At 38.4% G+C, this 25,148-nt stretch carries 16 protein-coding genes and 1 pseudogene; 10 read left to right on the top strand and 7 right to left on the bottom strand.

Going from position 1 to position 25,148, the window contains the following annotated elements:
* Window positions 1–920: 920 nt before the first annotated feature.
* The 3 genes from CTN01_RS12545 to CTN01_RS12555 all read right to left on the bottom strand — a co-directional run bounded on the left by CTN01_RS12545 (window position 921) and on the right by CTN01_RS12555 (window position 5,256).
* Window positions 921–1,127, bottom strand: coding sequence for a helix-turn-helix transcriptional regulator (locus tag CTN01_RS12545; RefSeq protein ID WP_045149180.1), 207 nt, complete (start codon window positions 1,125–1,127; stop codon window positions 921–923).
* 555 nt (window positions 1,128–1,682) lie between these two features.
* Complete coding sequence (locus CTN01_RS12550; RefSeq protein WP_107342166.1) at window positions 1,683–3,518, bottom strand: UvrD-helicase domain-containing protein; 1,836 nt, start codon at window positions 3,516–3,518, stop codon at window positions 1,683–1,685.
* A complete protein-coding gene (locus tag CTN01_RS12555) occupies window positions 3,505–5,256 on the bottom strand; it encodes an ATP-dependent nuclease (protein WP_045149179.1) in 1,752 nt (583 codons plus the stop codon). Before CTN01_RS12555 ends, CTN01_RS12550 begins: the two co-directional genes overlap by 14 nt.
* Before the next feature lie 1,279 nt (window positions 5,257–6,535).
* Between CTN01_RS12555 and CTN01_RS12565 the strand changes: the two are divergent.
* From CTN01_RS12565 to yjjX, 6 genes and pseudogenes are all read left to right on the top strand, one after another.
* Window positions 6,536–6,961, top strand: a pseudogene (locus CTN01_RS12565) (tyrosine-type recombinase/integrase); the annotation flags it as partial.
* Window positions 6,962–7,107: 146 nt separating this feature from the next.
* A complete protein-coding gene (locus tag CTN01_RS12570; protein WP_045149176.1) occupies window positions 7,108–8,844 on the top strand; it encodes a hypothetical protein in 1,737 nt (578 codons plus the stop codon).
* A 430-nt stretch (window positions 8,845–9,274) separates the two neighbouring features.
* Window positions 9,275–9,832, top strand: coding sequence for an alkyl hydroperoxide reductase subunit C (ahpC, locus tag CTN01_RS12575; RefSeq protein WP_005369476.1), 558 nt, complete (start codon window positions 9,275–9,277; stop codon window positions 9,830–9,832).
* A gap of 252 nt (window positions 9,833–10,084) precedes the next feature.
* Window positions 10,085–11,665: an alkyl hydroperoxide reductase subunit F gene (gene ahpF, locus CTN01_RS12580; protein WP_045149174.1), complete on the top strand. Its 1,581-nt coding sequence runs from the start codon at window positions 10,085–10,087 to the stop codon at window positions 11,663–11,665.
* 601 nt (window positions 11,666–12,266) lie between these two features.
* Window positions 12,267–12,908 (top strand): helix-turn-helix domain-containing protein, encoded by a 642-nt coding sequence (locus CTN01_RS12585; protein WP_005369480.1) that lies wholly within the window; start codon window positions 12,267–12,269, stop codon window positions 12,906–12,908.
* A 146-nt stretch (window positions 12,909–13,054) separates the two neighbouring features.
* A complete protein-coding gene (gene yjjX, locus CTN01_RS12590; protein ID WP_045149173.1) occupies window positions 13,055–13,570 on the top strand; it encodes an inosine/xanthosine triphosphatase in 516 nt (171 codons plus the stop codon).
* 48 nt (window positions 13,571–13,618) lie between these two features.
* On the opposite strand, the gene trpR is transcribed toward yjjX, so the two are convergent.
* Both trpR and sltY read right to left on the bottom strand, forming a co-directional pair.
* Window positions 13,619–13,936, bottom strand: coding sequence for a trp operon repressor (trpR, locus tag CTN01_RS12595; protein WP_045083794.1), 318 nt, complete (start codon window positions 13,934–13,936; stop codon window positions 13,619–13,621).
* 156 nt (window positions 13,937–14,092) lie between these two features.
* Window positions 14,093–16,042, bottom strand: a complete 1,950-nt coding sequence (gene sltY / locus CTN01_RS12600; protein WP_045149172.1) for a murein transglycosylase — start codon at window positions 16,040–16,042, stop codon at window positions 14,093–14,095.
* 263 nt (window positions 16,043–16,305) lie between these two features.
* Here sltY and ettA point away from each other — a divergent pair, with 263 nt between their 5' ends.
* On the top strand, window positions 16,306–17,973 hold the full coding sequence (ettA, locus tag CTN01_RS12605) for an energy-dependent translational throttle protein EttA (protein ID WP_005369488.1): 1,668 nt from the start codon (window positions 16,306–16,308) through the stop codon (window positions 17,971–17,973).
* A gap of 186 nt (window positions 17,974–18,159) precedes the next feature.
* Window positions 18,160–19,143, top strand: coding sequence for a M23 family metallopeptidase (locus CTN01_RS12610; RefSeq protein WP_045149170.1), 984 nt, complete (start codon window positions 18,160–18,162; stop codon window positions 19,141–19,143).
* A 67-nt stretch (window positions 19,144–19,210) separates the two neighbouring features.
* Here the strand turns inward: CTN01_RS12610 and radA are convergent, their stop codons facing one another.
* On the bottom strand, window positions 19,211–20,605 hold the full coding sequence (gene radA, locus CTN01_RS12615; RefSeq protein ID WP_045083772.1) for a DNA repair protein RadA: 1,395 nt from the start codon (window positions 20,603–20,605) through the stop codon (window positions 19,211–19,213).
* 147 nt (window positions 20,606–20,752) lie between these two features.
* Between radA and CTN01_RS12620 the strand changes: the two genes are divergently transcribed.
* Window positions 20,753–23,104 (top strand): PilZ domain-containing protein, encoded by a 2,352-nt coding sequence (locus CTN01_RS12620; RefSeq protein ID WP_045185340.1) that lies wholly within the window; start codon window positions 20,753–20,755, stop codon window positions 23,102–23,104.
* Window positions 23,105–23,194: 90 nt separating this feature from the next.
* Here the strand turns inward: CTN01_RS12620 and serB are convergent, their stop codons facing one another.
* Window positions 23,195–24,160: a phosphoserine phosphatase gene (gene serB, locus CTN01_RS12625; RefSeq protein WP_045130304.1), complete on the bottom strand. Its 966-nt coding sequence runs from the start codon at window positions 24,158–24,160 to the stop codon at window positions 23,195–23,197.
* 331 nt (window positions 24,161–24,491) lie between these two features.
* Between serB and CTN01_RS12630 the strand changes: the two genes are divergently transcribed.
* Window positions 24,492–25,106 carry a YtjB family periplasmic protein gene (locus CTN01_RS12630; protein ID WP_005369500.1) on the top strand — a complete coding sequence of 205 codons (615 nt, stop codon included), beginning with the start codon at window positions 24,492–24,494 and terminating at the stop codon, window positions 25,104–25,106.
* The last annotated feature ends 42 nt before the right edge of the window (window positions 25,107–25,148 follow it).

The raw sequence follows: 25,148 nt of genomic DNA on the forward strand, positions 1-25,148 counted from the left end.
ATTACAACAGCGACCAGCTGATTATTAACTAGAGTCATTCCTCTCATAACAAAAGCTTACATAACATCCAGATATAAGATATTTATATAAAATAATTTGAATCAAAGAATATGGAAAAGTAGAGTAAAGAAAAAATACCAACCATAAATTTAAAGTACCTAATAAAATATAGTCATTTTAAATTTTTTATCAACCTTACTAAAAAATGGTAACAGTTTAACTGGTTGAACAATTACGATTTCAATATCAGAAATCGTAACTGTTATTATCTGTTAACAGTTAACAGTTAGAGCCCCCCCCCACACCAGAAGAGATCTTTCGAGGATTTCACTTTAAAAATTGCTTTTTTAGAGGGCTAATCATAAAAACAAAATTTACAATTTGTTTTTTCATACAGTGAATACCACAATAAAAAAGCAAATAAATAGAATTTAAATTGCTAATTAATTCAATCCCCAGAACTATAATTCAAAAACATACTAATCCACTTACCACCCTATATAAATCAACAACTTAAAATTAAAATTAAAAATTGATAAAAAAGTACAGCAATAAATAACAACAAAAAACAAATTAAAAGTATAAAAATTACAAATTAGAGAAAAATAAGGATAAAGCTCTAAAATTCATTAAATATGGAATGTGCGAAGTATAAGGTATTGATTTTAAAGGTTAAATTTAAAGTTTCATATTTTATATAGTGTCTAAATTAAAAATTAGACACTATATATAGTATACTAAATTGCAAATTTGGTTATAAGATATACCTAATCAATCTAAATTTATTTATCTCATAAAAATAAAGAGCTATTTAAAAGAGTATTTCTTTCTTCTCAAAAATCATTAATGACACCTTTAACAATAAAAGCCTTTGAATTTAATTCAAAGGCTTTTGAAAATTAGAGTTAATAATTCATACATCATTTATTATTTCTTTTTTTTTCTCGCTCTAATAACCACGAATCAATCGTATCTTCAAACCAACCAACAGACCTTTCGCCCAACGGAACTGATCGTGGAAAATCACCTTTGCTCATTAATGCGTAGATACTACTTCTAGATAAGCCAACCTTATCTCTAACCTCTGGTAATCGTAAAATCCTTGATGCTTTCTGGTTTATCATCATATTTATATTCCGTGTAATAAATAAAATGCCTGACTTGGCTAGTCCAGATTAACATCCTGAATTAAGTTAAATTTGTCATTTTTTTTTGAGCTGAAGAAAAAACGTAGTTAATAAAATTACTTTGACACTATTGCCTAACTTTGCAAGAGACACATCGCCAGAAGAAAAAGGCAAAATATATAAAAGTAATGATAGCGTTTTTGAAAAAGAGGTAACACTCTCGCTAATGTCCAAAAACGCTTATATCAGGAAAAATTATGAATAAAAATGATAAAGGGGCATAAATGAACTTGATCGTATTATTCGTTAGTTCAGCAGCCCCTCTAAAAGCTTCATCTTTAGCGTGATTACTTTTTTGAAAAAGGAAATAGCTCTTTTCCTTAATAGCCTTCCAATATTATTAAAAAAACTCATGTTGATAATCAGAAAAATTTCACTTTCAACCTGTAATGTTTCAAGCGTATCCTTCTTTATTTTTTACTATGTAGAAGTACATTAAAATCCGCTATTTCCTTTATATGCATATATAGCGCTCAGCTACTTAATAAATGAACATTACTTAACACCCATTCGGATAGCTAATTCATCTAAAAACTTACTTTGACCAAAATATTTTCTGACACCTCGGCTAGTCAAAAAGAATTCAGACTTGTAAAAGTGTACGTCATATTTTGCTCGCGTTAATGCAACGAAAAAAAGTCGTCTACTTTCTTGCATCTTCCTATCATCTGGATAAAACCACTGGTAAGTACTTTGATCCCACTTCAACTTAGGAAAAACGCCATTATCTAAGCCTATAGCAATAACAATATCGTATTCACAACCTTTGCATGAATGATAAGTGATCAAATTTAACTTGTCAGACTTCTCTCTGTTATTACCCAACACTGTAATACTTATATTACGCAATGCCCCTTCACTTGATAGTGCCTGAATCATCTTTACTACTTCTTTATAATCATCTGAAATGTGGGATAGATGTACTGAAAAAGGAAAGCAAATACTAACTAACTCGTTAACAAAGCTATAAGCTGATATTTCTTCCACATTGTCTCTTACTCTCCATAGATAGGATACAAAGCCTTGAACTAAAGCATCTGTATCATCAATGTAGCTTTTAACGAAACTAATCAATGTCGAAATTAACTCTGATAATAAAAGTTTGTTTGATGTTACTCGCCAGTCGTAACTAACCCATGAAGCACAATCTTCAATAAAGTTTGTAAGTGGATTCTTTCTGTAAGGAGCGTTGTTGTCTGTACGGTTATAAACAATGCCAAGTTGTGAGGCTTGAGCTGCAACAAGATCTCCTGTTTTTGCATCAGGATACAAAATAGCTATGTCACTAAGTGCTCTATCAGTCGTTTCGGAAGCGATAGTTAGAGCTTGCGTTAAAGCTTGTTCAATTTGTTGCTCAAGACCATCTGGGCATAAATGACAAGTAATGCTTGCTACTCTATCTTGGTGATGGGCTATTACTCCTTTTGCTTGACTTACAAATCCATCCGATAAGCTAACGATATTTTGAGCCGATCTATAGTTAAGTTTCATCTCAACTTTTTCGAAATCATCACGTTTACTTAAATGCTCAAGGAGCTCAGGTTGAGCTCCTGTAAATCCATATATAGACTGATCTATATCTCCAACAGCTATAATTCGTATACCATGCTCGGAAAGAGCTATAACCATGTCATGGAGTGGTTTGCCTAGATCCTGATACTCATCAATAACGATAACTGGGAATTTGGCTTTTAAAATATCTCGAATCCAGCTATGTTCAAGAATAAGGCGTCTACTAATAAGTATTAGATCATCAAAATCTACTAAACATCTTTCTCTTAAAAGCCTCTCATATACCTCTATCAAACGTGCACAATTGAAATCAGTTGCTCTAAATATAGGCCCTCTTTCGAGGTTAGTCATACGATAGCTTGCCATACAAGCTTGGCTATAATATTGAACACTTTCTCCAACCAGTTCTTTAGCTAAGTTAAAGGCTTCATTTCTCTGTTCTTCAGTAGCCACGCTATAAGATATAGGCAATGTTGAGTCAGTCAAATGTGATAATGGAGCAACAATTTGACTCAGGCAAAAACTGTGTACCGTCCCAATATACAAGTTCTCACTTGAAGATAATCCAATTTTTTTAAAACGGTTGTGAAGCTCTTTGCAACATTGTCGACTATACGTAAGACAGGAAACTCTTTCATAATCAGAAATATCTTCATCTATGATTTTAGCAACTTTTAAGACAAGTGTTTTCGTCTTTCCACTACCAGGACCAGCCATGACTGCACAATTTCCAGTCGAATCGAACACATCTCTTTGACCTAATGTATTCAGTTCTTCTGCTTCCTCTTTATATTTACTGGAAATATTATGTGCGTTCATAAATATACTCGAAAGCAGCAGTTATGTATTCTGGACATTGCCCTTCAGGAAGTCGGTTACTCAAGCGCTTAGCAAACCTTCCTTTACCTATTTCACCGATATACCGAAGCATAGCCTTCATATCTACAGGTTCTCTGTCTTGTCTCCACGAATTGATTGTTAAGCTTACTCGCGGGCGGGAACCATGCTCTTCCAGTAAAATATCACAAACTGTATTTTTCATTACTTGTGAGCTTACCAATTCAGTTTCCAACGTTTGAGTGTTGGAAAATATTCCGTTAACTCGCCCCTGAGCTAAGATTGTTGCTTCAGAACTGTTCAGTGTGTGGTGTGGTAAAATAATACCCAGTAACTTATCAATTCTAGTTACACCTAATGGTATTTCTAGGTCTAGTGGATCGCGATCGGTTATAACTACAAAGGGTGTACCGATAGTCAATAGGAACTTTACGTACGGTTCAAAGTTTGTTCCTGCCACTGAGCATATAGATATTCCTTTCTTGTCCAACTCATACCCTAACTTTCTTGCCAGCTCAGGGAATAAAAACTCCTCTGCATCTCCCTCTACCAAAATTACACCACGAGCGAATAAAACCTCCCCCCGTGTGACAGTTAAGTACCTACTCATGTCCTCTATATCTTCAAAGGATAATGCAGAGTTAACCAAAGAATATCCTTTTGTTGATAGCACCCCCCTCTCTCTTGACTCTTTGAGTATGATAAGAGAATTAATTGGAGCTGAGCTTGCTATATGTGGTGAGTGTGTTGTAAGGAAGGTGTTTACATTTGCATCTGAGTTGTAGAAATATTCAAACAATAATCTTTGAACATGAGGGTGAAGGTGGGCTTCAGGTTCTTCAATTGCTAAGAAAGTAAACTCTTGTCCACCAATACTCATTGAGTGCTGAAGCTCGAGTAACTTTAACGTCAAAAATAGTATATTGGAGCTACCAGTACTAGATTGATTAATTGCCCTAGTTCCTTCATCTACCAGCAATTGAAGAGACTTAATTAATTTGTTGATGTCTTGAGGAGCTAGTTTCAACTGAACAGGAGATACGTGTCTGGTTCCAACCATTGTTTGGAGCATAGAGTTGATACTTTGTTCTATTTGTTCTAAATCTTGAACACCGGAAAGTACCATCTGCGTTTGTTCAAATCCAGCAAGGATTGAAGCCTTTTGTGGTTCAGTAAGGTTATCACCAACGTGCTCCAAAAATGTTCTTAAAGGCGTTCTCTTACTGTTACTCAACTCCCTTTCACAATCACGAAGTGCATGAAATAGTTCCATTTGTATGCAGCGACGCAGAGAACGATTTATAGGAATATCTTCAGTATTCCCAAGGTATATATTGTACTCATAATCATTAAGAGAGCTTATCGTCACCCCGCTTTTAGGTTGATAAACGTAGGTGATTTTCGCGGTGTGGGTTGTTATATCAATTAAGCCATCAGCCAAAGCGGCTAAGGTCGTTGGTGACTGGTCAATTCCGCTAATTTCTAAGGATATCTTTATGGTACTTCCTAACTTGTCTGCTCCTAATCCATCCCAAAAGTCATCTAAACTTAGGAAACGGTCTAGGTCAGATAAAGAGGGATCTAAAACAAGTCTGAGTGAGAAGAGGAAGTTACTCTTACCAACCTTATTTTCTCCTACAATCACCATGTTTCTATCTGTTTTGATTTCCAATTCTTGGAAATTGCGAAAGTTTTCAATTCTAACTTTTGAAATATGCACTTTTAACAACCTAAATCTTTGAGGTACCAGATTGCCAAAAAATCATCGAAAGGCTTTCTAAAGACAACACATCCTCTGATTTAGGGCAATCTATTAATTTTTTCAGCCAAACAGAGAAGTGCGATAGGATTTATCATCGAAAAACTTAGAAAGTAAGTAGTAACTATACAACTTTAATAGTATTGAAATTATCAAACCACTACAGATTAAGCTATGTTCTATAAAGCTTTAAATATAATTGGGTCATTTTAGTTAAAGTTTGAATTTTCCATGTATATACTAAAATTAGCCAAATTTAATAACATTAAACTGTATAATAACAATGATTAACACCACGTCGCACTGACTTGAAAGCTGGGCAAAAGTACCACAAAAATGTACAGTAATTCGTGACATCGGTAGCAATTCCCTCCCTAAAAATGCACCAAGGGGTGGTTTTTTATTCTGAGTAATATAATTTTTAAAAATTAACAATCAAAAATAGTCTTAATACGATATTAATGGTTACTTAACCATTATATTTAAGGGGGGAGTTTTCAATCCAGCTTTTGCTGTATAACTAGGCATAGTCCAGAAGTCATCAAACAAATTAGAATTAACTAACCTTAATGACCTTCAACACAAATACATATTAATTATTTAAATCAATATAGTTTTCATAAGTAGCAATATTTTTCAAATAACCGCACTAAAGAGTTTGAGCACTAGTAATATCTAATGATACTTAAGGTTAAGCTGATAATTTAGAGCTAACACAGCAGCCAAAAATGATATCTAACTTAGAAAGTTAAATTGATTCCTCATAAACGCTTTAAGTTTTTTCACAAGAAATGTGAAAAAATACTTGATGATTACTAAATCTATAATCCAGGTGGCCGATTTGAATTGTAAGCTGGTTTCTAATATCCATTTAAATAAATCTTCATAGCTTTGTTTTTCTGTATTCCAAAAAGTATTCCACATGAATTATTTTAAAAGAATAAATACTGTAAAACAAAATCTTAAAAATCAAGTTCAACTTCCGCCAGCTCCACCAAACGTTTGGAAAAGGCCACTTCTCAGGAAGTGGCCTTTTTTGTATCTCAAAAAAATATTAAATTCATAGCCTTACCTTAATTTACTTTTCCATACTGTCTCACGTTTTTAGTACCCAATTTAATACCCTATACTGATCTCAACACATTCATGGGGTAACAAATTCGAAAGCAAAAGATAAAGAGTACATTCTCTATGATGGTGGTAGCTTACAACTCCGAATCTGTACTAACGGCTCTCGCCTGAACATATGAAGAAACGCAGAGAACACCGTATTCCTTTGACAGAACAAGCACTCTTACTACTCGAAACTATGCAGCCGATTAGTGGAAATCGAGAGTTTGTCTTCCCTTCAGATAGAAATCCTAAAAAGCCCTGTAATAGCCAAACGGCAAATATGGCATTAAGGAGAATGGGATTTGCAGGAAGGTTAGTCAGTCATGGGTTACGTTCACTTGCTAGTACCACACTCAATGAACAAGGTTTTGAGTCTGACTTAATTGAAGCGGCATTAGCACACGTTGATGATAACCAAGTCCGTAGTGCTTATAACCGTACTGATTACTTAGAAAGACGTATACCAATGATGATTTGGTGGAGCGGTCACATAGAAGAGGCTGCACAAGGCAGCCTCTCTGTAACAGGAACTAAGCAATTGAAGGTTATATAGATAAAATCAACATTTGTACCAATATTTTTAGAAAAGCAATTTATTAAATAAACGATTTAAAATTGAATAATTTATCTTCCCCCACCCTTGAAACACTGGTTATAAATACACATATGTATTTATAACCAGTTATAGGGAGAGTTCACATGAATACATGCCTGATTAACATTCGCCGCTACAAGGCAACAAAAGCAGCGAAGTCAATGCTTGATTACCCTCTAAAGTACTTTGCAAACACAAAAAATATTAAGAATCTTGAATCCATTATCGAAGGTGACGAATGTGCTTTGAAAGTTATCAACATTCTAAAACAACAACAAACACAATTTTTTAGTTACTTGAACTTTTCACAACCATCGACGAGCGAACACAAGCTCATCAACAATGTCATCGAAAGTCAATCAGACCAATACGTTAGCATAAAATCCGAACTATGCCCTAATGCTCCGCACGAGCTTTTAGAACTAGGAGTTAACAATATAGTTTCGAGGATGAACTTGAACTTGGCCGAGTCATTAAATGGAATTGGTGTCAGAAGCGACTTATCAGATAACAGTATATTTATTGCAGAGCTTCTCAATTCAGCATGGCTTGTTGACCATTTTGCTATGTATCTTGTAGGAGCCGTCAATTTATCAGAAGATGCAAGCGGCAATTTCATTTTTAAGCCTACGCATGAAGATCAATTTATCCCACTCTGGTTTGGAAATGCACTAGAACAAGGCTCCCTACAAGCAGGAAGTTACGCTATCGCAAAACTAGCTGAATCTAGTTATGCCTCTAATGCTAATAGTCTCTCACTACAAATGCTACAGGCTCGAGTTTTGAGCTTGGTAGAACAACACTGGAAGCTAAAGTCTTCCACTGTTTTTGAAAAAGTATTCCACCAAAAAGCTGATTTGATAATGCTACTGAATGCAGCATATCAGAACCACTTATTCTACGAACCCTTAACAAATATAACTCGCCAAAAAGTAGAAACATTAGTACAGCATTCACCAAATCATCATTCGCTACTTAAAACCTATGATGCTGTAAAAGCCTTTCAACAGACCCTACCTTCTGAAGATAGATTATTTAATATCGTGAATGATGGCCTAGTTTTAGGAAATACGGAAGTTGTTAGAGGACTTATAAGACAAGTTGAATATTTTGCTGAAATTCAATTTGGTAATAAATGGCATGGGAATCTTGAAAAAGAACAACTAGAAGAGCTTTTTGGTAGCTTGAAAAAATACGAACATATCGACTTATTAGACTTTGAACTTAAACAAGAGCATATTAGCTTGCCAAGCTGGGATAAAATAAGCTTAGACATTGACTTCTTCATTCGCGACAAGCGAACTAAAAAGGTTTACGCCGTACAACTCAAGCACATTCAATCGAATTCCAAGGCTAACTTAGCACTATGGCTCGATCTACTAGGCAACCCTAAAATAAAGCTTGGAAAGGGGGTTGCACAACTAGAAAGCCTTGGAGAGCTGTGCAAAGTAGATCAGAAGATTAGAGATCGTTTAATAAAGCATGGAATCCTTGAGAATGAAATCCCTCATATTGTGCCTATTCTCCTTCATAACTGCGGTAGTATGGATATGATTAAACTTCATTCAAATATTTGGCTATACGACATACCGACGTTTGTAAGAGCATTAACTGGCAGAACGGCGATTTTAGACGTGTACGATGGAGGAAGCTATCGCGCTGAAGATTCGAATAAATTCGACGCTTCTGGACTAAAATTAGACGAACCATTAGAAATTGTTAATGCCTATCTAGAAGATGAACGGTTCCAGAAACTTAGACACTTTGATGCAGCTAGACATGTAACTCGTACTGCAATAATAGAGAACACATCGTTCTCTTCTGTTGGGATAGCTCTTTAAAATAAATAATAAAAACAGATAATTACTTCATAAGACCAACGTAAACTAATTACAAATATTTAAAAGGCTACTTCTTAGAAAGTGGCCTTTTTTGTATCTGAATTCGCCATTTCTTTTTCGTAATTGCTTAACGCAAAAAAACATCGAAACTTTAACACCTGAGTATTAAAGATCCTTACCATAGACATTCTACTATCAATAAACAGAACCAAATCTCGTCTCCCTAAACGATACCTACCTTTTATCTTCTTGCGTTAGCTTCGATCAAAACACCTGTTTAAAAATAATCGTTCAACCTAATAGGTTTTAGCTATTGAATGTATCGGCTATAACGATTTCCTAAATTTTGCTGTTTTAACAATAATGGCTTCAGAGATTTGATTTGCACTACAGCATAAAAACTTAAAATTATATTTAAAAGGATTCCATCATGATCAACACAGAAATCAAGCCATTTAGCGCAACAGCATACAAAGAAGGCAAATTCGTAGAAATTACTGAGCAAGACGTTTTAGGTAAGTGGGCGGTATTCTTCTTCTACCCTGCTGACTTTACTTTTGTTTGTCCAACTGAGCTTGGCGATCTAGCGGACCATTACGCAGAGCTTCAAGAGCGCGGCGTTGAAGTATTCTCTGTATCTACAGATACTCACTTTACTCACAAAGCATGGCACGACAGCTCTGACACTATCGGTAAAATCAACTACTACATGGTAGGCGACCAAACTGGTAACATCACTAATAACTTCAATGTTATGCGTGAAGGTCAAGGTCTTGCAGACCGTGCTACTTTCCTAATCGATCCACAAGGTGTTATCCAAGCAATGGAAATCACTGCTGAAGGTATCGGTCGTGAAGCTGATGATCTAATGCGTAAAGTGAAAGCAGCACAATATGTTGCAGCACACCCAGGTGAAGTTTGTCCTGCAAAATGGAAAGAAGGCGAAGCAACACTAACTCCTTCTCTAGACTTAGTAGGTAAGATCTAATCTTATTTACCTTTGATAATAATGAGTGATTTTATTCTCTATATAGATTCACTTATTACTTATCCTACTTTTAAATAATTCACTTATTTAAAAGTAATAAGGCATCAAGCATAAACGTCATGTTTGGTGCCTTATTCATTCAAATACCTTCAAACATATTTAAGCCTTTTTATATAGGCGATATGTCGTATAACAGTAGATCCGCATTCATTATCTGCTGTTAAGCCGTAAATAAATTAAAAAGGCAAGATTATGTTAGAACAAAGCATGAAGCAGCAATTAAAAGCGTATTTAGAAAATTTAAAAACAGATATCCAACTGGTATTAAGTTTAGATGATAGTGACACTGCACAAAAACTGCATGAGCTTGCTCACGAGATCGCAGAACTAAATGATAAAGTTAGTGTTATTGAAGATAATAATGCCAGTGTACGTAAGCCTGTAATGCAAGTGGTTAACCCAACCAAACAGACCTCAATGAGCTTTGCAGGTCTTCCAATGGGACACGAATTTACTTCATTGGTATTAGCGCTACTACACAGTGGTGGTCACCCAATGAAACTCGAGCAAGCGGTTATCGACCAAATCGCGGCTTTAGATCAAGATATTGTTGTTGAAACCTTTATTTCATTATCTTGCCAAAACTGTCCTGATGTTGTGCAAGCGTTCAACATGATGGCAGCGATTAACCCACGCATTAAAGCAACCATGATTGATGGCGCAGCTTTCCAAGACGAAGTAACTGAACGTAATATCATGGCAGTACCGACTGTTTATGTGAACGGTGAAGTCTTTGGTCAAGGCCGTATGTCACTAACTGAAATTTTAAATAAGTTAGACACAGGTGCAGCTACAAAAGTAGCGGCAAGCCTAAACGAAAAAGCCCCATTTGATGTATTAGTTGTCGGTGGTGGCCCTGCTGGTGCATCTGCTGCAATCTACGCTGCACGTAAAGGTATCCGTACCGGTGTTGTTGCTGAGCGCTTCGGTGGTCAAGTGATGGATACTATGTCTATCGAGAACTTTATTTCTGTTAAAGAAACCCAAGGCCCTCGTTTAGCGGCAAGCCTTGAAGAGCACGTAAAACAATACAACGTTGATATTATGAGCGAGCAGCGTGTTAATAACATTGTTGAAGCTGCTGATACTGAAGATGGTTATACACACGTTTATCTAGAAAGCGGCGCAATGCTAAAAGCGCGTAGTGTGATCATCAGTACTGGTGCTCGCTGGCGTGAGATGAACGTTCCTGGTGAGCAAGAGTACCGTAATAAAGGTGTGGCTTACTGTCCTCACTGTGACGGTCCATTATTCAAAGGCAAGCGCACAGCCGTTATTGGTGGTGGTAACTCAGGTATTGAAGCGGCGATTGATCTTGCTGGTATTGTTGAACATGTGACTGTTCTTGAATTTGCTGACACATTACGTGCAGACCAAGTGTTGATCAATAAAGCAGAAAGTATGCCTAACATCGACATTATTAAAATGGCACAAACGACAGAAGTAGTTGGCGATGGTACTCGCGTTACAGGTATCAGCTACAAAGATCGTAACACGGATGAAATCAAACACATCGAACTTGCAGGTATTTTTGTTCAGATTGGTTTAGTGCCAAACACTGAGTGGCTAAAAGAATCAGCAGTTGCATTAACACCACGTGGTGAGATTGAAATTGGTGCTCACGGTAATACTAATGTTAACGGTATTTTTGCAGCCGGTGATGTTACAACTGTACCTTACAAGCAAATCATTATTGCAATGGGTGAAGGTGCAAAAGCTAGCTTAGGGGCATTTGATTACTTAATTCGCACCCCAGCTCCAATCGCTAAGTAATAATATAATTAATCATTTAAGCCCGTTCTCAGTGAGAATGGGCTTTTTTATTATGGAAAAAACAACTTATCGCATCACAACTTAGCATTAAAGTTGTATTCAATATGTACACTTGAAAATTATTCTTATTTGGAATTAAAATCTAATTTACAATAAAAATAACAATCAATTATTGTCAATACCGTTAGTAGTGAATTAAATACCTATAAACATTAGCTATTGCGGCTATTAATATCTCTCTCAATTATAAAGTGCATCAATATTCATAATAAGAAGCCATAATCAACCCCCTACCTATCAGTCAGGTTGATTTATAACTTACTGTTAATCAAGATCTTATTTCTGATTATTATTATTCATCCAAATGACACACTCTTATATTAAGAGCCTAACTACTATTCTTTACTCATTAGTTATTTTTTATCGCATATTTTGTCCCTTTTTTTACCCATCTTTCCCTCAGGGTATATTTCTTTGCCTAGATCAATCGCACTTTTGTTGCTTAAGGGATTCCTTTATTACAATTATCAGTAAACTCAGTTATGACTTTTAAGAATGCCCTTTGCATTCCCCCCCTTTTTTAAAGCAGGAAGCTAATTTTATGGAATATTTAGAGAGAATTAAGCGTTTAGCTAAGGTTCAAGGTATCAGCCAGAAACAACTTGGCGAAGCTCTAGATCTTCAACAAGGCACGATGAGCCGTAAACTATCCGGTAAATACGGCATTGAAGTTCGTGAACTAGAGAAAATTGCAGATACATTAAATACCTCTATTGGTTATATTTTAACGGGTCAGGTCGATACTGGTACTCAAGCAACAACAACAATCAGTACTGAGTTAGACAGTGCCGCGACATGCACTTATATCCCTGTAATTCACCGTAAAGACTTTTCAGCATATAACGACGGTAGCTCTGTCGAGGTGATCAGCAAACGCGCGATCCCCCAGCACCTAGAACGTGAAGAGTGTTTAGGCCTATTAATCGATAACGAAAATATTTCACAATGTGCACCTGTTGGTAGCTATGCACTAGCGACAAAGAAAGCCGAGTACCGTCCTAAGCAACCTGTTTTTGCTTCTGTTCGTGGTAGTGAGCCTGACTTTTACCATATGACGCAACTCGCTGATGGTGTTGTATTCTCTACATCGCAACCTGATTTTCCTAACTTGTTCGTTAATAACGATGAGTTTCAAATTCACGGTTACATCATCCAATCTGATTGGGCTTACGATCGCCTGTAATCATCAGAGATAATCGAATATACGAAAGCCTGCTAGAAATAGCAGGCTTTTTTATTTTCCTTCTCCCAATATTATTTCAATAGTTTACCGACTCAATATCTTTCCAGTACACTGAGACGCATTCGATGTCATTTAGGTATTCATTCATGCAAACAGTTATGGTCGCTTCAACTAACCCTGCAAAAGTTGCTGCAGTACGCGATGCTTTTTCTCTCGCCTTTCCAATGCTTTCTTTTAATGTTGAAGGTATTTCAGCTCAAAGTGGTGTGCGAGATCAGCCCCTTACCAGTGAAGAAACCTTATTGGGCGCACGAAATAGGGTAAAACACTGTCGTGAACAATGTCCTGATGCTGATTACATTGTGGGATTAGAAGCAGGGATTGACGATAAATTTACGTTTGCATGGATGGTGATTGAGCATAACGGGCAATATAGTGAGTCACGCTCAGCATCATTACCGTTACCGCCATTAGCACTTGAGAAAATACAACAAGGAATGGAATTAGGTGACGTTATGGATGAAATGTTTAACCAACAAAATGTGAAACAAAAAGGCGGAGCGATTGCGATGCTCACGAATCATTTATTAACGCGAAGTTCGGTTTATCAGCAAGCGTTAATCTTGGCTTTGATCCCTTTCCTTAATCCACAATTGTTCTAATAAAAAATAGGATATTGTTTAAACAACAATATCCTATTTTCAACACGATTATTGCTCTGGTTTATTCTGCGCAAGAAAATTCGCTAACCATGCTTTTGTTTCATCATCCTGATGTTTTAACTCATTAGAGCCTCGGGTGATTGTAGCGACACCGACCCCTAATAATTCACTGATCTTACGCTGACTACGCTCACCATTAAGTAATTCATGGACGATATTCACACGTGCAATTAATGCTTCTCGCTCATCATGGGTTAATAATACTTGGAATAACAACGCATCTCGCTCCTCTGCAGAAGCATGGCGGATCAAATCAAGTACATTCTGCCACTCGGTGAAGTCAGGACTGTCAGAAGTTGTTGTCATAGTTACCTCATCAGGTATGTCATCTTGCTGCAGTGTACCTTGATAATCTATCGACACCAAGATATCAGCCAGTAATTCTCGATATTACAAATAATAAAAAGCCGAGTGTCACAGCACTCGGCTTTTATGGTTAATCGCGATAGTAAGTCGCTGTTATTAATAACGTGCTTTTAACTCTTTCTGCGTTAATAACGGTGCCTTTTTACCCATCAGTTCGTTGTAGTACACATCAAACATAAGCACATTTTGCACATAACCTCGGGTTTCATTAAATGGAATTTGCTCAATAAAGCTATACACATCTAATTTACCGTCGGTCTGTTTTTTCCACTGTCTTACACGACCTGGTCCTGCGTTATACGAGGCAAAAGAATAAATACGATTATCGTCGTTTTTATCTAGCATCATTTTTAGATAGCCACTGCCTAAACGAATATTAACACCGGGATCAAATAAGCTTTCTTTACCGGCATAATCTCGACCTAATTTCTTCGCCGTATGCGCTGCTGTTGCTGGCATTAATTGCATTAAGCCACGCGCACCAACATGTGATTGTGCATGAATATTTAAGGCACTTTCTTGTCGAGCTAGCGCCATCATGGTAGATGTCGGTATACCCCGTTTTTTACTAAAGAAGTCAAACCACCATTTATGAGCGAGTGGAAAACGAAGTGCCATATGATCCCACAATTTACCAGAAATAGTCGCCTGAACCGCCAAGTGATGCCACTTGTGTTTTTCCGCATAAACCGCTAACTGACGTTTAGTTTGTACCCCTTGTACTTTCGATAACAAATAGCCCCATTCACGGTTAGCTGCTACCAACCTATCAGTATCAATCAACTCGCCAATACGCTTTAATGTCGTCATATATGGCTGGATCAACTTCGTCGAAGTTGGCCCTTTTTGATTAGGGTATACAATCGGCTTGTGTAAGATTGTTGCGGCAGCAGCACTATAAAAATCACGCTCACCTAACAGTGATTGATAAATTTTATCGGCTTGCTTCTTTTGCCCTTTTTTCGCAAGTAGCTGCGCTTGCCAGAATGTCCAACGAGAGCTGTCTTTCGCTTCTTTTGGCAGGCGATTGATCCACGTTTGTACGCCGCTCCAATCCGCTTCACGGATCGAATTACGAATACGACGCTCTAAAATACTCACGTTCTGGCTCGTTTTCAGTTTGCTATCACGCCATTTCGCTAACGCAGGATCACTGGTTGACATGAGTCGTGATGCAACAGCATCAGCTAACGCCTGTTTTGTAGCTTTATCAAAGTGCTGACCTGAAACCACTTGATTATATGAAGCAACAGCTTGTTTAACATCAGCACGGGCTAAACGATAGTATGCAGCTTTAGTTAACGCTTGGTTGAACTTGGTCACTTTGCTCTGTTTAGCAAAATCAGCAACACCTTGAGGCTTATTTAATAGCGCAAGGATTTTATCGCCAGTGGCTTGTGAACTGCCTGTTAGTTGCTTATCAAGATAGCTAACTAAACTCTTATTCCCTTTTTCAAACGCTAGTAACATGCGATCAAGGATCAAGGTATTAGTACGTTTACCCGCAGCAGTCCATACATCTAATAATGGATCACAAACCGAAGGTAATGAACTCCCCGTCTCCCACAGTTTCTCTGCTCCCGCCCACGCTTGGCTTGCATGACCCGTTTGGCTCTTAGCATAGTAGTAAGAACATTTTAGAGAAGTGCGACTTGGCTCTGTTGGCTGCACCGCTAGGAAATCTCGCCATCTGTCAGCCCCTGCAAGATCAGACAGGTAGTTACGCTGAATGGTTTGGCTAAAAGGTAATGCCTTATATTTGTTAACAAAAGTTTTTACTTGGCTAGGTGTTTTATTATCTAAGTCTTTATTAAATAGACGGTATTCCAAGTAAGGGTATAGCGGATACCCACCTAATTTACTTTTGTTAGCGTTAAATACCGCCATGTTGTTGTTATCAAACGCTGTTTGCGCCTGATCATACCAAGTACGCTGTTGCTCTAACGAGGCTGCATGTACACTAAAGGTACTTGCTATGCCCAGTGATAACAGTGCAATTGAAAAAATATTGGGGGAAGTTGGAATGCGTGGCACTAGAAGCTCCATATCAAATAGATGAAAGTAGAATCCCTGTTGCTTAGGCTAAACGGTACCAGCAACTACATCTGAGACAATCATATTAGCAAATAATTCATAAGCCTATTCACATAATGGAATAGCCTTTTGTAACATTAAAGCGAAATCAGCCTGCTTTTTTGAGTCAGTTTTTTTATGGCTCTCACCACCAAATATAAACAATTCTGTTAAACTTCAGTCCAGAACAGGTAAAATATTCCCTTTCATTTTTTAAGTAGAGATCACACACGGATATGGCTGATTACGTCTATACCATGTCGCGAGTGGGAAAAATCGTCCCACCTAAGCGTCAAATTTTAAAAGATATTTCACTGAGCTTTTTCCCTGGCGCTAAGATCGGTGTCCTAGGTTTAAACGGTGCCGGTAAATCAACACTACTACGCATCATGGCGGGTATCGATACCGATATCGAAGGTGAAGCACGCCCTCAAGCTGGTCTAAAAATCGGTTACCTACCTCAGGAACCAATTTTAGATGAAAGCAAAACGGTACGTGAAATCGTAGAAGAATCAGTGTCAGATGTAAAAGAAGCACTGATCCGCTTAGATCAAGTATACGCAGCTTACGCAGAGCCTGATGCTGATTTTGATGCACTAGCAAAAGAGCAAGGCGAGCTTGAAGCGCTGATCGAAACTAAAGATGGTCACAACCTTGGTATGCAACTTGAGCGTGCAGCTGACGCCCTACGCCTACCTGATTGGGACGCTGTAGTTAAGAACCTATCGGGTGGTGAGCGTCGCCGTGTGGCAATTTGTCGTCTACTGCTTGATAAGCCTGACATGCTACTCCTTGACGAACCAACCAACCACTTAGATGCAGAATCAGTGGCATGGCTTGAGCACTTCTTGGTTGATTACAACGGTACTGTTGTTGCTATTACGCACGACCGTTACTTCCTTGATAATGCAGCTGGTTGGATTTTAGAGCTTGACCGTGGTGAAGGTATTCCATGGCAAGGTAACTACACCTCTTGGCTTGAGCAAAAAGACGCACGTCTAAAGCAAGAAGCTTCTCAAGAGCGTGCGCTACAAAAAACCATCGAGAAAGAGCTAGAGTGGGTTCGTCAAAACCCTAAAGGTCGCCAAGCGAAATCGAAAGCACGTATGGCGCGCTTTGAAGAGCTAAATACGAACGAACACCAAAAGCGTAATGAAACTAACGAGCTATTCATTCCACCAGGTGAGCGTCTAGGTGATAAAGTTATCGAAGTGAAAAACCTGACTAAATCGTTCGGTGATCGCGTATTAATTGATGACTTATCATTCAGCATGCCTAAAGGTGCTATCGTCGGTATCATCGGTGCTAACGGTGCAGGTAAATCAACACTATTTAAGATGCTAAGTGGTACAGAACAACCTGATTCAGGCACTATTGAGTTGGGTGAAACAGTTAAATTGGCATCGGTTGATCAGTTCCGCGATAGCATGAACGACAACAACACGGTTTACCAAGAAATTTCTGAAGGCGCTGATATCATCAAGATCAACAACTTCGAAATTCCTGCACGTGCTTACGTTTCTCGCTTTAATTTCAAAGGCAGTGATCATCAGAAGCGCATTGGCGATCTATCTGGTGGTGAGCGAAATCGTGTTCACCTTGCGAAATTACTTAAAGCGGGCGGTAACGTATTACTACTCGATGAACCAACCAACGACCTTGACGTTGAAACGCTACGTGCACTTGAAGAAGCACTACTCGAGTTCCCTGGCTGTGCAATGGTGATCTCGCACGACCGTTGGTTCCTTGACCGTGTGGCAACCCATATTCTTGACTACCGTGATGAAGGTCAGGTTAGCTTCTTTGAAGGTAACTTTACTGAATACACCGATTGGTTGAAGAAAACGCTAGGCGCTGATGCGGCGGAACCACACCGTATTAAGTACAAGCGTATTGCTAAATAATCGCTAAACCAATGACAAAAATATAAAGAGCAACTTCGGTTGCTCTTTTTTATTTATTAATAAAAACAAGGGAGATAAGACCATAAAACCACAAGGCTGTTGCACAAATGAGAGAAAGGTAACTAGCAATAATTAACTTAAGCACATAGACTCTAGCTTCAGAAATTGCTCAATGTGTCTTCTTTCATGATGTTTAATATAAAATCGCTTACTACAAAACTACGTAAAGGTAATAAAAAAGCATTACTGACTAATAGTTTTCGTTATGGGGCACTATTTCTACTTTGTGGCGCGCTTACCTATAGTACACATGCTATATTTGAGCTTTATGTCTCAGCCCAAAGCTCCCACCAGCAAGTCTCTAAACTGCGCAATAAAGCGTTAGAGCTTAGTGCATCACTATCAGAAGAGACAGCACTAAACAAAACCCTTAATGATTCCTTAGAGAAAAAAACACAATCGCTAGAAAAGTTAAATCAGCGTATTGATGACATGGAAAACATTCTAGGATTGAGTGATGACAATCCACCTCAAACGATCAAACAACGGGTTGATACTGCCGCAATTAATTCCGCAGTCAAAGCAACGCTATTTCAACTTATCCCTAATGGTAAACCAACACCAGATGCACCATTAACTTCAGGCTTTGGTACTCGTGTGCATCCCATTACAAAACAACGTAAAAACCATGATGGATTAGACTTCGGTGCAAGTAAGGGGACACCTATTTATGCCCCAGCCGATGCGGTAATAGAAAAAGTGAAAAGCAGCCAACATGGTTATGGTAATCAGCTGATCTTAAATCACGCTATGGGATTTGTATCGACTTACTCCCACATGAGCAAATTTAATGTCAAAGCTGGGCAATTTGTTAATAAAGGAGAATTGATTGGCTGGACGGGAAATTCAGGTCTTTCAACAGGCCCTCATCTCCATTATGAGATCCACTTTTTAGGTAAACCATTAAATCCACGTCCCTTCGTCGATTGGGATATTAAAAACTTCGATACTATCTTTAAAAAAGAACCCAATGTGCAATGGGCCTCCTTACTCAACACGGTTGGCAGTATGGTTGAGATGCAGGTACAGCTTGCTTCTCAAAATCATGAAGCAACATTTCAAACCGTTAATCAGGCTAAATCAAATCCCAAACAAGCCAACACACCTTAGCGGTGAACTATAACGAAAAACGAGAGGCACAACTCTTTACTCAAAAGAAACACCTCTCGCTTTTTCATTAATTGATCAGATCTAACAGTTCATGGATGGTTTTGACTGGCGTGATTTTCGCCCCTAAGCCTTCCATTGATTTATGGTAATTACGAAAAGGGATAAAAATTTCGGTAAAACCATGCTGCGCAGCTTCTTTTACTCGAGGTACACCACTATCAATTGGGCGCACATCACCGTTAAGACTGAGCTCACCCATAATGCACGTAGTACGCGGCACCACAAATTCGTTAAGGCTACTTAACAACGCCGCCACCAACGCCAAATCAATACAGGTTTCTGACTCGTCAATTTTCAAGCCGCCAACAATATTGAAAAAAGTATCGTGGTAAATCTTGGTCTTCGCATGTTTACGTAAGATCCCCGTTAGCATCTTAATCCGGTTCATATTCAAACCAACACAAACACGCTGTGGAAACTCACCTTCAGTTTCAGTGGTTAAACACTGGATCTCTAACAATAGATTACGATTACCTTTTCGAATACAGGTAATAGCAGAGCCTGAAGATTCCGTTGTTGAGCCAGATAAAAAGATCTCACTTGGGTTATCAACACTGAGCATACCGCGCTCTGTCATACGGAAGATACCTACCGTATCAACATCACCAAAACGGTTTTTATTGGCTCGCAGAGTACGTACTTGACCATCATTAGTATCAATGTGCAGCAGAGAATCGACAATGTGAACAAGCGTCTGAGGACCGGCAATTTCATTGTTTTTATTCACATGCGCGATCAAAAACATCGTCACATTATTTTGTTTACAGTACTGAGTTAATGCTTGCGCTGCCGCCTTTACTTGCGAAGGTGAACCCGGGCTACCATTGGCCAACTCTGTTGATACCGCCTGAATGGAGTCAATCACCGCAAACTTGATTTGCTTTACTTCAAGCTCTGCGATGATCGCTTCAACACTGGTTTCCGCCATCAGATATAAATTATCTTCATTGCAATTTAGCTTGAGGCGATTTACACGATTCTTAAACTGCGACAGTGATTCTTCTGCAGTACAGTAAAGTGATGGCATCAGCTGTGACATCCGAGAAACCAGATCTGACAATAGCGTTGTTTTACCTGCCCCTGGATCACCAGAAATAATATTCACTGATCCCGTCGTTAAACCACCACATAACACACGATCAAGCTCGCCAATGCCCGTTAGCATTTTTTCAGCTTCAACGGTTTCAACTTCATTAAGCTTTTTCGAACCGCCCCCCACAACACCCGCATAGCCGCCAATACTTGAACGTGCCGAGCTACTGGTTAACCCTGACTTGGTGTTAGGAATCGTAAATTCAGTGATCGTATTCCACGATTTACATCCAGAGCACTGACCTTGCCAACGAGCAAAGTCCATCCCACAATCACTACAAACATATGCTCGTTTTGCTGCTTTCGCCATTCTTTACCCTAAATGTCTAATCCATCGAATAAACCAATATTATTCAATGTAAACCTCAACTTAAATGTGAGTTTTTGTTACTTTACATTAAACTTTTATCACCATCAGCAGATAATACTATCAGTGAATCTTTTAACAGAAAATAAAATGCAGTTGGACGATTACAAAGCACTCATAGAGCAACTACTACCTGCTTATGGAAGTGAAGATTTCCACCAAGTTTTTGATAGTTTAACCAGTAATGAATCAGGGCCGATCAAACTCCGTATCAAAATGGAGATTAATCGGTTAATGACCCCGTGTAAAAAAATCATTGATTTACGTGGTCGCGTAAAAGGTCAGTGCCGCTCTTATACTTTTAATGGTCAAACCCATTGGCTCGATGATGTTGCTATTAATATTCTTCACCGTCGTAGTAAAGTCTTCAATAATCAATATTGCATTGGTCTCTATGAGGCCTTGGTGAATACGCAGAATAATTTTAGAGAATTACATCAACAAGGTGAGCGTGCAACATCGACGGATAAAAAAGCAACCACAGAGTTATTTACTGCTAATTTGATCCGTTTTGGTCATTATCTCCATCGAGAAGAAAACCGATTACAAATTAGCACTCCCGTGACTATCAGTATTCCTTTTAATCAACAGATCTGGGGAATGACGACAGATCTTTCATCATCCGGAGCGAAGTTTAAAGTCCCCTCAGCCTTTAGCTATCGATTAGGGCAAACAATTGATGCCTACTTCCCACAATTGGCAGAAATACACAATGAGCCTCTTTTAGAGCAACCTCATCGCTACCGTGTATTAGGCATTGATGATAACCCTGAAGACGCTAGCTTTAAATGGCTTCGTCTTATTGCGCTAAGTGAAAATGAAGCGTTAAAAAAACTGATCGTCACAAGTCAAAATAAAGGCATACTCCGCCATCGAAATAATCATGAAGATAAAATTATTCAGGCGCGTACCCAAGGCTATGAACATTGCTTTCTTAAGCATACTGTCGGGCTACCTCTTTTTTTCTCTGGCACTGAACTTAAATACGCTTTATTGACAGATCACAACCGTTATTTATGGCAATACTGGCACGATGAACGTAATCAGCCCGTGATCAATCAATTATTATCAGAGCAACGTATTGCTTCACTAGGGCATAAAGGGCTAAAGCAATCTAGCACCTTAATTTATTGTTTCCATCATGATCATCAAGGTCACCGTTATTTTTATTCTGCCGCCTTACCTGAAATGGACCAAGAGCAGCGCCGTATTTTTTGGCAATTAGGCTCGCACCGCGATAGCTGGCGAGTAATGCGGTTAACGGTTTACCCTTTACGTCAACAAGAGCTTGAAAAGCTCAATGATGTTGCTCCCGAAATGATTGAGAAATTTCAAGATCTCACCCATGTAGGGGTTCTGCAAGATATCACCCATAAAAATACCCAGTCAGATTACCGTTTAACGCAAAAATCAACATTATCAAGCAAAGCGATCAATCCATTTAGGCATCCGAAAAATCCGGTTTGTTTAGCTGAAGCGATCCATTTTGATCCCAAACCTCAACGCAGTGAATCACGTTTTAGCTATAAAACAACGATCTCGTTATATCAACAAGGGCAATTAATTAGCCATGGTCATTCGATCGACTTTTCGAGCCGTGGACTCAATATTAATCTTGATACGCCATTTCGATGTAAAAAAGATGATCCCGTTACAATTAAATTTGAGCAGCTACAACGCTTAGCTAAGCTCGATATCTTGGGCAGAATGCCTTATCAAGTGATTCGTACGAGCCCTAACGGAAAAAATATCCAACTTACGATACGCGATAGTCAAGAATCACGTGTAGGTGAAAAGTTTTTACGTAAACTTATTCAAAATAATGAAGAAAGGTTTGCTCTTTGTGAGGAACAACTTCCCTCGCCTGCTATGTTGCTTGCTATGCACCAAATGCTATTAACGCGTTTAAATAGCATTCCTTATTTTGCCGAAAAAATAGATCACAAAATAAAAGTCAAAGCTGTTGGATCTAACTTTCCATTGTCGCCACTCGCTGATATTTTTTATCAACTAGGCGAGCAAAAACATTTTGAACTTGGCTTACTGTTTAAGCGTCGAGTAAAAGAAATGTTAGCGTATCCAATGCGTCCTATCGAGAATCTACGTGAGCCTTATGTTCATGAACTCTACATCGCTTTTGAGCAAATAGATGGCAAGATAAAACAGATAGCAGTCAAAGCCAGTTATGAGTTTGAGAGCGTTGAAGAGCGTATTCGCTTTATCTCATTTGCACGTAAAAGCGGTAGCTTTATCGCTATTCGTGTCACAGCTTTACCTGTTTTTAATCCTTTGACGGCGTTAATTGGTGAAAAGCTCAGTGAATTAGCCCGTTTAACTCTCCATCGAGCACGAGCTTTAGAAGCAGAGTTTATTTCTTTGATCGGTTGCGGTGAAATATTTGATATAACAGATGAAGTGTTAGTTCGATTAGAGATCAGCTAATAACGCGACTCTTTATCCATTAAAAAAGCCGTTGATGGTTTCTATATTCAATAGAGACAATCAACGGCTTTTTATCTATATACAAGTGACTTACCAGCTTAGTCGTTGTGGCACGAGTGATGCTGATAAGATACATAAAATACCACCAAGATCAGCATGGCGGATCACTGCTGGTGCTTGTTGTTCAACTTTCGGTTTCGCATGATAAGCAATCCCTAAACCTGCCGCTTTCATCATCACCAGATCATTTGCTCCATCACCTACAGCCACCGTATTATGTGGTTCGATATCATATTGCTCAGCAAGACTTTGTAAGATATTCGCTTTTGCTTGCGCATCCACCACATCACCAAGAACATTCCCCGTTAATTTACCATCAACGATTTCTAATTGATTTGAGAACGCCCCAACTAAGTCTAACTCTTGCTGTAAATAATCAGAGAAATAAGTAAAGCCACCAGAAGCTATCGCGACTTTCCAACCATAGGCATGCAATGTTGCCACGACTTCACGCATCTCAGGCATAAAAGGTAAATTTTCTTTTACTTGAGCCAAGATCGCTTCATCGGCACCTGCGAGTGTACCAACACGTTGGCGCAAGCTCTGTTCAAAATCGAGTTCACCTTGCATCGCGCGCTCTGTTACTTCAGCGACTTGCTCTCCAACGCCGGCTAACTTAGCGATTTCATCAATACATTCAATTTGAATCGCGGTAGAGTCCATATCGAAAACAACTAAGCCAGGCTCCGCTAACTCAGGAAGATCGGAAAGTTGGAAGTAATCTAATTGTAATTCAGCCAGTGTTTGCTCTGCTTGCTCAGTAAGATCATTAGCGATCGTGAAAACATCATAAGATCCTACTTTCCAGCCAGCCAGCAATTGAAGATCACCGTGTACCGCACTATTTAATAATTCAACATCATAATGGCTAATATTTTTCCCATAAAATAACCATTGTGCTTGGCGTTTATCACCATTGGTTACTGTTAATAGTTGTGGGAAACGTTTATACAGCGTGGGGTGTTTTTTTATTTTCAGCACGTACTCAATATCCATATTATTTATCCTAAAAGTAACTTATTGCTATATTACGATGATTTAAATGGCAAGATCATAATAATGGGGCAACTTGTCGCTACTTCTTTACAAACTACCGATACTAATAGTGAAGAGCAACCTAAATGTTACTAAACTGTAATGAAACATAGTTAATTTTCACTTTTTTATCTTAAATAAATGCAATAAAAAGAGTAATTATTTATGACTAAAAATTAGCGATGATATTTAACCACTTGTTTTTATTGATAATAAAGCGAATAAACAGGGATATTCTTAACAACTCCATTATCGTGTAAAATACCACCAGAACACAGCAAAGGTTAACTCGATGATAAAGTGGAAAAAGAAACGCTGGCAACATCTAGGACGGCTTTCTGTTCTCCTATTATGTGGCTTGGCATTAATTGGAATGCTGGAATACGGCGCGCTCTTAACCCAGCGTAATTACCAAATGCTAAGTGAGCAAACTCAAACATTATCACGCATGTTAGTACGACAAGCGGCAGAAAATGCAGCTAGTGATATTACGGATAATAACCAAGATAAACTGCAAAAGTTGGTGAATAACTTATCCGGTGAGTCTTTAATTTTAGATGCTACTATCTACAATATTGAAGGTGTGACCTTGGCGAAAACCGATAACTCTATGCCATTGCCACAACTAACTGGGCTATCAACACCGCTTGCGATGGCAAGTATTGGTCGTCAGCAAATTGTTGAGCCTATTTTTGCTAATAAGCATGTGATTGGTTTTATTCGTATTACGCTTGAGCACAATAAATTGTTAGCCAATGCCAAAGACCAAATTCATTATATGACCCGCATTATTCGAGGCTTAACACTGGCTTCATTGATGATTGGGTTGTTGCTTGCTTTTACCTTCGGTCGCAGAAAGGACATCTGGCACTTTCCGTTTTTTCTTACGGCAAACGCGAAAGACTAAAAACGGTTATTAATCACAGAAAAATTAATAATATAAAAAAAC

This window comes from Photobacterium angustum (genome assembly GCF_003026365.1).
GTDB lineage: Bacteria > Pseudomonadota > Gammaproteobacteria > Enterobacterales > Vibrionaceae > Photobacterium > Photobacterium angustum.